The following is a 14,215-nucleotide window of genomic DNA, read 5'->3' on the forward strand; positions in this document are numbered from 1 at the left end:
CTTAAACTATTAAGCAAGTTATGAATTTACACGAATATCAAGGTAAAGAAATATTAAGTACTTTCGGAGTGCGTATACAACGCGGAATTGTTGCTCAAAATGCACAAGAGGCAGTTGCTGCAGCGAAGCAATTAACACAAGAGACAGGTACAGGTTGGCATGTTATTAAAGCACAAGTTCATGCAGGTGGACGTGGTAAAGGTGGTGGCGTAAAACTTGCTAAAAACTTACAAGAGGTTGAAACTATTGCAGGGCAAATTATTGGGATGAACTTAATTACACCTCAAACATCTGCCGAGGGTAAAAAAGTACATCAGGTTTTAGTTGCTGAGGATGTATATTATCCTGGAGAGAGTGAAACAAATGAGTTTTACATGTCAGTATTATTAAATAGAGGTACTGGACGTAACATGATAATGTATTCTACTGAAGGAGGTATGGATATAGAAACTGTAGCAGAAGAAACACCACATTTAATATTTACAGAAGAAGTTGATCCTTCTGTTGGTTTAATGCCTTTTCAGGCAAGACGAGTAGCATTCAATTTAGGACTATCTGGATTGGCCTTTAAAGAAATGACAAAGTTTGTTACTAATCTTTATACAGCTTATGTAAAATCGGATTCATCTTTATTTGAAATTAACCCTGTTTTAAAAACTAGTGATAATAAGATAATGGCAGTTGATGCAAAAGTTACTATTGATGATAATGCATTATACAGACATAAAAATTATGTTGATTTGCGTGATATACGTGAAGAAAGCGCTATTGAAGTTGAGGCTGGCGAATTAGGTTTAAACTATGTTGATTTAGATGGAAATGTAGGCTGTATGGTAAACGGAGCTGGTTTGGCTATGGCTACTATGGATTTAATTAAGCAAGCAGGTGGAGAACCAGCAAACTTTTTAGATGTAGGAGGTACTGCTGATGCAGCTCGCGTAGAAGCTGCATTTAAAATTATATTAAAAGACCCAGCTGTAAAAGCTATTTTAATCAATATTTTTGGTGGTATTGTTCGCTGTGACCGAGTGGCACAAGGCGTTATTGATGCTTACAAAAACATGGGTAATATCAACGTACCAATTATTGTTCGTTTACAAGGTACAAATGCAGATATAGCTAAAGAGCTAATAGACAGTTCTGGTTTAGATGTAATGAGTGCTACAGAATTCCAAGAAGCTGCAGATAAAGTACAGCAAGTTTTAGCTTGATAAATTAAATTTATTATATAACAAAAAAAGAGCAACTTTATCTGTTGCTCTTTTTTTGTACTTTGTTTTCACCCTTTTTGGGCATTGGTCCACGCAGATGTATAACCAACCCATTTAAAAAGTTTCTTAAGATTTGATCTCCACACTCCATATATTTGGGATGATCTTCTCTTCTAAAAAAAGCTCCAAGCTCACTTTTGGAAATTCTAAAATCTACAAGACTTAAAATCTTTACAATATCATCATCTCTTAATTTTAATGCTACTCGTAACTTTTTTAAAATATCGTTATTTGTCATACATTTTATTTGTAAATTCTATTAGTGCCTTTCGTCGATTTCACTTTTACGGTTACTATTCTCTGGCGTTTTTTAATTTTTGATAAAGATACTTTAATTATTGATTTTAAAATTAGATAACCGATATGAAAAACACTAGTTTAAAATATTGATTTAAAGGGTGTTATGATTTATTTGTGTTTTTGTTTATATGTTTTTGATCTCTATGTGTTACTTAAAAATCGGATAAAAAAATAACGTCTGTGATGAAATAATTAAAATCTTCGATTAAAAACGTCTAACTTTTCGATAAGATACATTATATCCACGATTATTAAAGTACTCTTCTGCGTACCTTTATAATGTAATTAATTTATCCCTTTAATGACATGGTTAATAGAGTAGAAAAATTGAGTCTTTTATCTGAAATGATTGCGTTTGCAAAATATGATAAAGACATAAAAAATATAGAGTATAATTTTTTGTTGGGCGTAGCTAAACAACTAGATATTTCTCGTGAAGATTTTGATTATTTAATTGAGCACCCTGTTTCGTATACTCATTTAAAATCGCATAGTGAGCGTATTGTTCAGTTTCATAGATTAGTTTTATTAATGAATATTGAGCAGGAATATGGTGGAGAAAATAATTCTGCTGGTGTTATAAAGCTTTATAATTTTGGACTTCGAATGGGATTGAGTCATGAATCGATAACCAAAGTTTTATACCTAATGGAAAGTTTTCCTAACAAAATAGTACCGCCTGATGTATTAATAGATATTTTTAAAACACAGTATAATTAAAATTTATCTGCTAAGTTTAATTATTTGTGTTATTAAGCCCATATTTGGGTTATGGAAAAGCTAAAAGTTTAAACTTTTAGCTTTTCTAGTTTATTTTGGTAATTTTTAATCTCGTCTCGCAATTTGGCAGCTATAATAAAGTCTAATGCTTTTGCTGCTGCTTCCATAAGCTTGCGTTTTTCTCTAATTTTCTTTTCCAGTTCAGGTTTACTTAAATACTCGCTTTCTGGTTCGGCAGCTTTAGCCGCTTCAAGTTCATAACTGTAGGTGCTTATTGAATTTTTTGATAAAGCATTGTCTAAGCTTTTATTTAATGCCTTAGGCGTCATTTTATGCTTAGTATTGTATGCAATTTGTTTTTCGCGCCTATATTCTGTTTCGTCAATTGTTTTTTGCATACTTTTAGTAATCTTATCAGCATACATAATAGCTTTTCCGTTTAGATTTCTAGCGGCTCTACCAACGGTTTGAGTAAGTGATCTTGCAGAGCGTAAAAAACCTTCTTTATCGGCATCTAAAATAGCTACAAGAGATACCTCGGGCAAGTCTAAACCTTCACGAAGTAAATTTACACCTACTAAAACATCAAATAGCCCTTTGCGCAAATCTTGCATAATTTCAACCCGCTCTAGAGTATCTACATCACTATGAATGTAACGGCATCGTATTTGAATTCTATCTAAGTATTTAGTTAATTCCTCTGCCATTCTTTTAGTAAGGGTTGTTACTAAAGTACGCTCGTCTTTTTCTACGCGTTGCTGAATTTCTTCAATTAAATCATCAATCTGATTTAAACTTGGTCTTACCTCAATAATAGGGTCTAATAAACCAGTTGGACGTATTACTTGCTCAACATAAATACCATCTGTTTTTTGTAACTCATAATCGGCTGGTGTTGCACTTACATAAATAACTTGATTTTGCAATGCTTCAAATTCCTCAAATTTTAGTGGACGATTATCCATTGCTGCAGGCAACCTAAAACCATACTCTACTAAGTTTTCTTTTCTACTTCTGTCTCCGCCATACATTGCATGTACTTGAGAAATGGTTACATGACTCTCATCTACAACCATTAAATAGTCATCTGGAAAATAATCTAACAAACAGAATGGTCTTGTTCCTGGTTGTCTTCCATCCAGATAGCGCGAATAGTTTTCAATACCCGAACAATATCCTAATTCGCGTATCATTTCTAAATCAAATTCGGTTCGCTCTTTCAAACGTTTTGCTTCTAAATGCTTTCCTATTTCTTTAAAATAATCATGTTGTTTAACTAAATCATCTTGAATATCTTTTATGGCGCCTTGTAAAACTTCAGGAGATGTTACAAACATATTGGCAGGATAAATGGTTAGGCGATCATATTTTTCAACAATAGCATTTGTTTGAATATTAAAAGACTCTATATCTTCAATTTCATCACCAAAAAAGTGAATTCTAAAAGCATCATCTGCATAGCTTGGAAAAATATCAACTGTGTCTCCTTTTATTCTAAAATTACCATGATTAAATTCGCCTTCAGTACGCGAGTATAAACTTTGTACTAATTGATGCAATAATTTGGTTCGTGAAATTATCTGATCTCTTTTAAGTGTGATTACATTTTTTTGAAACTCTACAGGGTTACCTATACCGTATAAACAAGATACTGATGCAACAACTAAAACATCACGACGACCAGAGAGTAGGGAAGATGTAGTACTTAAACGCATCTTCTCAATTTCTTCATTTATGGATAAATCCTTTTCTATATATACACCAGAAACAGGAATGTAAGCTTCAGGTTGATAATAATCGTAATACGATACAAAATACTCGACTGCGTTATCTGGAAAAAATTGCTTAAACTCTGAATATAGTTGAGCTGCGAGTGTCTTGTTATGTGCTAAAACTAAAGTTGGGCGTTGTACTTTTTCAATTACATTTGCAACAGTAAAGGTTTTACCAGAACCAGTAACACCAAGTAAGGTTTGATATTTTTCTTCTGTATTTATGCCATCAACTAATTGCTTTATAGCTTGTGGTTGATCACCAGTAGGGTCGAATTCTGAATCAATTTTGAATTGCATTTTACAAATCTAAAGCAATTACCTAACTAGAGCAAAATGTCCACGATATTCTTTTCCGTCAGGAAAAATAACTTTATACCAATAATCATCATTTGGAAGCTTAGATCCGTTAAAAGTTCCATCCCATCCGGCTTCCAAGGGGCTAATGCTTTTCAATAATTTCCCATATCGATTAAATACAATTATTTTAATGTCTGAATTAAATTGAGCGTCTACACCAAAAGGCTTCCAAGTGTCGTTATAGCCATCATTATTCGGCGTAAAGTATTTTGGAAACCCTAAAACTGATACTAATTGTGACACTATTCCACAACCATTATTATCAAACACATACACAGTGTGAAACCCAGCTTTAACATTAGTAAACACATTACTATCGTTATATATTTGAGAGTCTAAGGCAAATAGGTATTGTCCTTCGCCAGATACATTTACTGTAATAGAATTGTTCAATGACGCTTCTAAAACCGTAACGTTGTTTATGGTAGCTATGTTAGATGGTACAACAGTAATTTCTCGAGATGAAGTGCATCCGTTTAGATGGGTTACCATTACAGTATAAGTCCCAGTTTCGTTTATATTGATAATAGCAGTTGTATTATTTATTTGCTGATTATTTAAAAACCATTGATACGTATAGTTGTTTGGGTCATCATTTAAAACGCCTGCATATAACTCAATGCCCGTTGGAAATGTATTGAGACAATAAAACTGAGATTCGTTTGCCAATAACGATGGTGTGAAAATCACATTTAAATCAATGGTACTTATAGCATAACAGCTTCCGTTGTTTTCTACTTTCACAAAGAGAGTATCATTATTAGGAGTTGTGTTAGTGTAATTTTCACTTATTGCATTTGATTCACTTAATGCATCTTGTTCGCTTATATAAAAAGTTATTGTTGACCCGTTTGGAACCGAAGGCTCTATATAAGATATTAAATCATTGGTGTTAAATACTGAAAAGCCATCAATGATGTCATCATCACAAATATCATAAGCAGGAATGTTTATAGTATTGTTTGAAGTATCTAAAACTATTTCTGCAATAGAAAAACATTTGAACGCATATTCTAGCCTAATATAAACGGTTTGTTGTGGTATGGTATTTTGGAATGCTGACGGGTTTGGTATTTCATTAGAATTTTGTTGAGCTTCTAGAGCTGTTAAAAAGAAATTTTGAACTGACCATGATGGGTCTCCGTTTGTAATGTCTTGAACTGCATTAAATAAGTTATATGTTGTTAATCCATCTTGATCACTATCACATTCAATAATACTCGTATTAGAGACAATTGGGTTTTGAACATATTCAACTAGTATTTCTCCATAAGATAAACAGTTGTTGTTTAAGGTAACTTCAACATTATATTTTCCGGCTTGAGTAACATTAAAAGTTTCGTTATTACTTCCTATTTGCTCTACATCATTAAAAAACCATCTGTAAGATGCTGCCCCAATTTGTGATGCATTTAGCTCAAGACTTTCATTTTCACATAGAGCATTATTTGTAGATATTAATCTATTTGGGCCCAAAACAGTATTTAAACGAAAACTTCCAGCTTCAAGAAATACGGCTGAGTCATACCTGAAATTTTGTTGATCTGCAATTACTAATTTTACATGATAGGTTTGTCCTGGTAAAACATTAGCGGTAGCAGTAAGAACGACGGTTTGACCATTAAAATTAATAGGAGCATTAGAATTATTCCAACCTCCAAAATAACTTTCGTTTTGAGCTGGGCAACCATTAGGAATATCTGGGTGTACCGTAGTTACTTTAACTGGTATTTGTGTATCTGGAATTAATGCAATATTTGTGTAAACTTGGTCAGATACTTCACGGATTAAAAAGCCAAATAAATCTGAAAATTGACAGGTGTTTGGATTTCCTTGTTGATACTCTTCTGAAGCAAAAAGGTATTTAAAACTTACTAAATTAGCTACTGATGTAAATTCAAATTCTATAATGGTAGCATTATGTGTATTACTTTCATTTAAAACAGTTTCTAAATCATTATCTCCTCCCCAATTATTAGCATCATCATCACTTAAGGTTGTATTTGGTCCTTCAACATTGCTTAAACGTCCTGTACTTAAAACTATTCCACTCTGAAAAGGAAATGTTGAACCATTGGCATTAAAGTAGCCATAGCTTTGTTCTGTTCCACCAAAATTGCCACCAACAACATTTGTAACTACTACATTACTAATACAATTACTATCTATTAATATATCTTCAATAAGTTGCTGTGGGGTGTAGGATTGACTATCTACCTGTATGTTTTGAGCAATTAGATAATTGCTGAATAAAAAGCAAAATAAGTATATGAAGTATTTCATATATAGTATGTATAAATACTTTTAAGAGGTGAAAATAAGTTTAACGCTTTAAAGCGAAATGTCCTTTTATGTCAAATGCTTCACCATTTTGAATAACCTTAGCTACAAACCAATAATCATCCGAAGGCATATTATGTCCATTAAACGTACCATCCCAACCTCTAGAGGTGTGTGGAAGAGTTTTTAATAGTTTACCATGCCTATTATAAATATAAACAACTGTTCCTGGTATCTCTTGTACGCCTACAATGTGCCAAGTATCAAATGTGCCATCATTATTCGGTGTTACAAATTTAGGAATATCTATAACGACAACTTCGGTGGTTACATCTTTACAACCGTTTAAATCTCGTATTGTAACTATATGTAATCCGAAAGTAACGTTCTCAAAAACGTTTGATGTTTGAGGTTCTCCATCGTCTAAAATAAAGACATAATCACCAATACCACTTACATCTACTGTTATACTATTTGGATCTGCAAAATCAACTTTTGTAGTAAAATTAATAGTAGCATCTTCAGACTCTATTACGGTAAAATTTCTGGTATATTGGCAGTCTGACCCCACAACATGAGGTGTTGTAACAGTAACCCAGTAATCACCAATATCTCCAACATCGTCTAAAAGAATTTCTGTTGAGGTTTCACCTGTAGACCATAAATAGGTGTCGTTGAGATTCCCAGTGTCTGCACTGATAATTAAAGGTAAATCGTTTATACAAAGTGGTACAAGGTCCTCAATAGGAACTATTGGTAAAGGGTTTATTCTAGTTGCAAATTGAGATATAGCAAAGCACCCTGTATTATTATTTTCAATACGAGCATAAATAATTTCGCCATCAAAAGCGGAGTGTAAATTTGGTAATGCATTACTTTCCGACTCTGCATTTGTAATATCATTATAATAGGTAACTGTATGTGTTGAAGTATTTTGAGAGCCTATTATGGTATTAGTGTTTACTGATAAATCAAATTCAAAAAAACCATCAAAATCATCATCGCAGCTTATTAAATCTGGAGCTGTATTAGCTATTGGATTTGGGTTTATTTGTAAGCTGAATGATACAGTTATTGGACAATTAATAAGCGGATCATTTACTCTAACAAAAATAGTGTGATTATTAGCTGTGTAATTATATGTATTTCCGATTGGATTCTGATTATTATCAGCATCATTTTGAGAGTTATGATATGATATAGTTACTAAGCTAGGGTCATTAACAATTTGTGCATTTACTGTAGTTAAATCAAATGTATCAGTATCATTATCGCAAATTTCTATAGTATTTATATTGTTTGTTGGGGGAGGAGAAACAACAACTAGATCTAATGGAATAACGCTAAAACATCTTGTTAAGGTATTTGCGACTTTAATATATACCGTTCTTGTATTTGAGATATAATTTATAGGATCTAAAATTTCATTACTATTATCTAAACCATCATTTTGATTAATATCTGTAAAATTTTCGAAATAATTGACTATAAGGTCATTTTGCAATCTATCTAAAATTTCAAAATCTGCATTTTCTAAATTAAATGTTACAAACCCATCATAATCTGTATCACACTGCTCAAAAGGTGTGGCTTGTGTAATATCTGGAGATGCAATAATATTAATACCTAGTTCTTCTACAACGTAACAAAATGAAGCACTGCTTTCAATTCTTACATAAAGTGTTTGTGGGTTAGAAATATTAGTATATTGTATTGGTTGAGGGTTAATATTATCTTCAGCATTTTGTCTTGTTAAGTGAAAAGTAACATTAAGGTTGTCTGGCGATCCTTGAGATATTTCTGTAATTTTTTCATTTAAATCAAAAACATGAATTTGATCATTAGTAATATCGTCACAAATCAAATAAGGAGAGAAAGTATTATAAATTGGATCAGATGATACTTGTAATGTAAAGGATGATGTAGCAAAACAGGTAGTATCAGTTATGTTTTCTACACGAACATAAACTGTTTGCGGTGTGGTTGTGTTTTGATAAATAGTATTTTTATCAATAGGTGTTGTAAAACTAGCGTCTTCAAAATAATAAACTTCTTTTCCTGTCTGACCGTTTAAAATTTCGACATCTTTATCAACAAGCAAAAAATCTGCTGTAAAAGTTCCATCATCTTTACATATTTGAAAAGGAGTAATATTAGGTATTACTGGTAAGGTGTTTACTGTTACATCAAGTGTTACTATATTATAACAACTAAGGCTATCATCATTTTCAACACGAATATAAACGGTTTGCGTATTAGCATTATAATTAGTTCTATTTGTTATTGGATTTACATTATTATCGGCATCATCAAAAGATGTGAAAAAGTCTATATTAATACCAGTTGTACTAGTAACTGTTTCAGAAATTTTATCATCAAGGTTTATAATTGAAAACCCGTCTTGATCATTATCACAAATTACAATAGGGCTTGGTGATGTTGCTGCTGGCGCAAGGTTTATTTGAATCTCAAACGGGTTTATGGTACTACAACCAGTATCTATATTTTCTATACGTGCATAAATAGTTTCTAGCATGCTTGTATTAGTATAGAATGGAGGTAATTGATTAGTATTATTTTGTGCATCAATATCAGTAGAGAAGTATCTCACTTCAAAATTTGGATTGCCTCCAGTTACAGTATCATCTAGCGAAGCTAGATCAATACTTACAAAGCCATCATCATCAGTATCGCAATAAGGTAGAGGGTTAGCTGGATTAAATAATAACACAGGATTTACCAATAATGTTATTTCTGAAAAATCAGAACAACCACTAACAACATCATCTATTTTGATGTATACTGTAGTTGGGCTAGTAGCAGCAAATAATACTGTAGTATCAATAGGGTTTGTATCTGTGTCTCTATCCATTTCAGTTACATAAAAGGTAACCATAATGTTTGGTAATTCATTAGCAATAAATAGGGCTACAGTATTTAAGTTAAACTCTAAAGTATCGTTTTCGTCATCATTAGTATCGCATAATGCAAAATCTCCAGTATCAGTACCAGTTAAGAGTAAATTAGTATGAGGTTCAAGCGGAACTATAGAAGCGCAACCTGTATTGTTATCTTCAATCCTTATGTAAAGCCTAGTTGAACCAGGTTCTAATAACGCATTTTGATATTGGTAGTTTGTTTCATCTGCTACTGGATTAATACCACTTTGTGCATCTGGTAGAGTTTCATGAAATGTAATAGTTACCGTAGTAGGATCTAAACCCATTAGTACATCATTAATGACCTGTGTTAAATCGAAATCAGCACTTCCATCATGATCAGCATCACATGCATCTATATATTGTGTATTTCTATCAACGATAGGACTTGTAGTAATGTCGATTGTTAAAGAAGATGTGTTTACACAACCAGTTTGTGTATCTATAACTCTTATATATACAACTTCAGTTGGTGTGTTTGTATTTACATATGGAATTGGAATTGGATTAGCACCATTATCTGCATCAACAGCGCTATAATGATAACTTACAGCCAAATTACTCTGTCCTCCTGTTATTTCGTTATCTTTTTGTGTTAAATCTATAACAGTATAGCCATCTGGCACGGTATCACTATCACAAATTTCTAAAGGTGCTGGGTCAGTTACATTGGGTACAGGGTTTACTATTAAATTAAATGTAGTAAAACCATAGCAGCCAGAATCTAAATCTTGAATACGTACATAAATGGTTTGTTGTGGGGTTACGGTATTAGAAAAATTACCTGAAATACTATTTACATTATTTCTTGCGTCAGCATCAGATAGATGATAAGAAAAGGAATAATTAGTGAAAGGGATATTGTTAATTACTTCTGTGTTTTTGGAAGATAAGTCAAATACTTCTATACCATCTTCACTTATATCATCACATAAAAAATAATCAGAAATAGGAGCAATTGGTTCTTCGGTATTTAAAATAACTACAATTTCATCAGTTTCAACACAAGCATTACCATTTAAATCTACAGTAACTTCAACTCTATATGTACCATCTTGTGTTGCGCTTATAGTTGAGAGTGTTGTTGCTAATGGATTATTATCTAAAAACCAAGCATAAGTAGCCTGAGGGTTTTGTATATCTGCATCTAGAGTAACTGAAGGAGCACATGTAGAAACATCATCACCTAAATCTAAAATTCTAAAACTATTACCTTCAATAAACACAGCTGAATCGAACGTACCATCCGTTTGATCTGCTATAACCAATTTAATATGGTATTGTACATAAGGCGTTATTGTTGTTGAAGCTGTTAATACATTGGTTCTACCATTATAATTGGTGTCTCCAATGTTATAACCATCGAAATATTGACTGTTTTGTGCAGGACAAACTCCAAAAATTTCATCGTGGATGGTATTGGTATTAACAGGTGTTGAGGTGCCAGGAACTAACGCAATATTTTGATAGGGTAGTGCACTACCGGTCTCTTTAATTAAAAACGCAAAACCATCAGAAAGTTGACAAGGATTAATTCCGAAGTACTCTTCAGATGCTAATAAATAATTAAATTGAAGTTGGCTAGAAATAGATACAATATCAAATTCAATTGAGGTAGCATTTAGTGTATTTGAAACACCTAAAGCCGCTTCTAAATCTGGATCTGTTCCCCAAATTGTAGAGCCTTCACTTAATGTTGGTGTTGTAACACCATTACCACCAGATGTAGCGTTTCCAGTAGAAAGCATAATACCATTTTGAAAAGGAAAATTTGATCCTGCTCTATTAAACTGTGCGTAACTAGAGAAGCCACTGGAACTACCATTTACAGACGATGTAATATTTGTAATTTCCACACAACTGTTTTGCACTAAGTTGTTTTCTATAAGGGGCTGCAAGCCAATTGAATCATCTATAGAAATTTGTTGCGAAAACGCATAACTACCCCATAGCAAAAATATTCCCATTAAGAAGTTACCAAATTTCATAGCAGTAGGTTTCTTTTTTTTTGTAAACTCAATTATTTATAAACTGAATTTATTTGTGAAAAATATACTTTTTTTAGATGAAATGCAAAATTTATCCGATAAAATGCATTTTTAATTGGTTTTTATGATTTGTTTATTAATATTTCAAAGCAAAATGATTTTTAAAAATTCTACCATCTTGTAATGTTATTGCAAACCAATAATCATCAGCAGGTAGTTTTTGTCCATTATATAAGCCATCCCATCCTTCTCCAAGAGGGTTTAATTGTTTTATTAGTTTTCCGAATCTATTAAAAATACGAATATTAGTATTAGGTTGAAACATACTAGAAACCCCTAATACTTGCCAAGTATCATGTGTACCATCATTATTGGGTGTAAAAAACTTAGGAAATCCAATAACAGAAACAGGGTTTTGGACAGTTCCACAATCATTTTTGGTATCTCTAACGGTTATGGTGTAAATACCAGGAAAAACATTTTCAAACACATTACTATCTTGATATGGAGCATATACAGTATTGTTTTCGTCGAGTAATCGGTATTGATAAATGCCTTCACCAGAGACAAAAACAGAAATGATATTATTTTGAGTAGCATCAACGACTTCAATATTTTCAAAAGTGGCAATATTAGAAGCTTCAACGTTAATGGTTCTATCTTTAGAGCAACCATTAGCATTGGTAACCGTTACGGTATAAGTTCCAATTTGGTTAATATCTACCTCATATGTAGTTTCACCAGAAGTCCAATTATAGGTATAATTTGTTGGGCTATCATTAATAACTGCTGCATTTAAAGGAACAGTAAGCGGAAAAGTATTGAGGCAGTAGTAAGTTAACGCTTCAGTTTGAATATTAGGTAATTGATTAACGGTTAAAAGTACTTCACTAATTCCGTAGCAATTGTTAGCATTTTCCACACGCGCAAAAATGGTTTGAGAATATGGGGTATTATTAGTAAATGTTGTTCCTATATTATTCACTTCAAGTAAAGCATCATCATAGGTTTCGTAATAAGAAATGGTTAAACCAGCAGGTAGCCCTAAAACAATATCGTTGTCGGCATCACTTAAATTAAAATTAAAGAAACCATCTTCAATTCCATCGTCATCACAAGCAATAAGTTCGGTATCACCAGAATCCGTAACACTAACATCAAGGGTTAGCTCTGAGGAAGAGGAACAATTTGTACGATTATCGATAACCTCGACATAAATAGTTTGAGGGTTAACAGTGTTGGTAAATGAGTTCCCGTTAACTTCAATAGTTCTAGCAGCATCGGTATAAAACTTAGTAGATAAATTGGCAACACCATTAGTTAAAACCGCATTAGCTTGGTTAAGATTAAAAAGCGTTAGCCCATCAATGGTACCATCTTCATCACATTGTAATATGGTTTCGTTAAAGGCTTCGGGGTTTAAGTGTACAACTAAATTTAAAGTAGTTATACTTTTACAATCTGGGTTTAATGCATCTTCAATTCTAACAAAAACTTGCTGATTAAATGGAGTTGTATTGTAATAAGAGTTAGGCAATGAATTTATTCTCATTTCTGCATCTGACGAAGTAGTATGGTAAGTAATATTAATATCTGCTGGGTTTTGACCATTTAAAATTTCAGCATTTCTAGAAGATAAATCAAAAGTTACTTGACCATTAGTGTTATTTCCATCAACAGAATCATCACAAAGCTCGTAGTCTGCAGGTTGAGCAAAATTTGGACCTAAATTAACATTCAATTGAAAATTAGTCAACTCAAAGCAACCTGTCGTATTATTTGTAATTCTGGCATGGATAGTTTGAGGGTTACTAATGTTTGTGTAAGGACTAGTTAATTCATTTATTCCAATATTTGCGTCACTTGCATTTTCATGATAAGTTATAGTAATATCACTTTGTGTACCAGCAATTAAACTTGTATTGTCTATGAGGTTAAAAGTTGTAAATCCATCATTAAAAGGAGCAGCTACATCACAACTTTCTAAATTTAATGGAGTGCCATTTACATTTGATTGATCTGAAGGCGGATCAGAAAATTGAGCAGTACCTGTCCATTGTAAGCTAAAAGGACTATTACCGATTGGCCTATCTATTACTATAAAGTAAGTTTCTCCAGCAAGCACATCTAACCATCTCACAAAACTATCTCCATCTGCTCCAGGTCCTTCAGCTATATCAGTTGAAGAGCTGTTCATTCCTGTTAAATTATTTCCTTGATTAGCAGCTTGGGGGTTAGTTGTTGAACAACGAATAGCTTGTCCTATGTTATTACAGGTTGCATTTGGCCCAAACACAAAAAAATCATAATCTTCCGTTATAGCAGTACTATTGGGAGTTAATGTAAAACCTAATGTTCCACTAGTTACTAGAGTAACTTTTAACCAAACACTATTGTTTTCTTGACTCGAGCATGTATTTGATCCGTTTAATTCTTGAGTACCTACACCACTTACGTTTAGGTTTACATTTGAGTTTCCGCAAATAATTACAGCATCTATACAATCAGTAGGTTGTTGGCCAGCTACAATATTATAGCATGATAATAAAACAAATAAAACAGATATTTTTGGGGCTAATTTCAAA

Annotated in this window: 7 protein-coding genes; 2 read left to right on the top strand and 5 right to left on the bottom strand. The window is 32.6% G+C overall.

Translation table 11 applies throughout. The annotated features are described in order from the left end of the window. The first annotated feature begins 20 nt into the window (after positions 1–20). Positions 21–1,211: an ADP-forming succinate--CoA ligase subunit beta gene (gene sucC / locus M3P09_RS06970; RefSeq protein ID WP_099565459.1), complete on the top strand. Its 1,191-nt coding sequence runs from the start codon at positions 21–23 to the stop codon at positions 1,209–1,211. A 37-nt stretch (positions 1,212–1,248) separates the two neighbouring features. Here the strand turns inward: sucC and M3P09_RS06975 are convergent, their stop codons facing one another. Further along, positions 1,249–1,509 (bottom strand): DUF1456 family protein, encoded by a 261-nt coding sequence (locus M3P09_RS06975; protein ID WP_249972551.1) that lies wholly within the window; start codon positions 1,507–1,509, stop codon positions 1,249–1,251. A 368-nt stretch (positions 1,510–1,877) separates the two neighbouring features. Between M3P09_RS06975 and M3P09_RS06980 the strand changes: the two genes are divergently transcribed. Then, entirely contained in the window at positions 1,878–2,291 is a 414-nt protein-coding gene (locus M3P09_RS06980; protein WP_099565457.1) for a hypothetical protein, read from the top strand. A 68-nt stretch (positions 2,292–2,359) separates the two neighbouring features. Here M3P09_RS06980 and uvrB read toward each other — a convergent pair whose 3' ends face one another. From uvrB to M3P09_RS07000, 4 genes are all read right to left on the bottom strand, one after another. Continuing rightward, entirely contained in the window at positions 2,360–4,363 is a 2,004-nt protein-coding gene (uvrB, locus tag M3P09_RS06985) for an excinuclease ABC subunit UvrB (protein ID WP_249972552.1), read from the bottom strand. Positions 4,364–4,381: 18 nt separating this feature from the next. Next, a complete protein-coding gene (locus M3P09_RS06990) occupies positions 4,382–6,706 on the bottom strand; it encodes a T9SS type B sorting domain-containing protein (protein ID WP_249972553.1) in 2,325 nt (774 codons plus the stop codon). Between the two features lie 40 nt (positions 6,707–6,746). Next, positions 6,747–11,630 (bottom strand): T9SS type B sorting domain-containing protein, encoded by a 4,884-nt coding sequence (locus M3P09_RS06995; RefSeq protein ID WP_249972554.1) that lies wholly within the window; start codon positions 11,628–11,630, stop codon positions 6,747–6,749. A gap of 136 nt (positions 11,631–11,766) precedes the next feature. Continuing rightward, positions 11,767–14,214 (bottom strand): T9SS type B sorting domain-containing protein, encoded by a 2,448-nt coding sequence (locus tag M3P09_RS07000; RefSeq protein ID WP_249972555.1) that lies wholly within the window; start codon positions 14,212–14,214, stop codon positions 11,767–11,769. Position 14,215 lies beyond the last annotated feature (1 nt).

This window comes from Jejuia spongiicola (assembly GCF_023502325.1).
GTDB lineage: Bacteria > Bacteroidota > Bacteroidia > Flavobacteriales > Flavobacteriaceae > Wocania_A > Wocania_A spongiicola.

Coding starts and splice junctions, on each gene's coding strand:
- sucC (WP_099565459.1), top strand. CDS start 21: ATGAATTTACACGAATATCAAGGTAAAGAAATATTAAGTACTTTCGGA.
- M3P09_RS06975 (WP_249972551.1), bottom strand. CDS start 1,509: ATGACAAATAACGATATTTTAAAAAAGTTACGAGTAGCATTAAAATTA.
- M3P09_RS06980 (WP_099565457.1), top strand. CDS start 1,878: ATGGTTAATAGAGTAGAAAAATTGAGTCTTTTATCTGAAATGATTGCG.
- uvrB (WP_249972552.1), bottom strand. CDS start 4,363: ATGCAATTCAAAATTGATTCAGAATTCGACCCTACTGGTGATCAACCA.
- M3P09_RS06990 (WP_249972553.1), bottom strand. CDS start 6,706: ATGAAATACTTCATATACTTATTTTGCTTTTTATTCAGCAATTATCTA.
- M3P09_RS06995 (WP_249972554.1), bottom strand. CDS start 11,630: ATGAAATTTGGTAACTTCTTAATGGGAATATTTTTGCTATGGGGTAGT.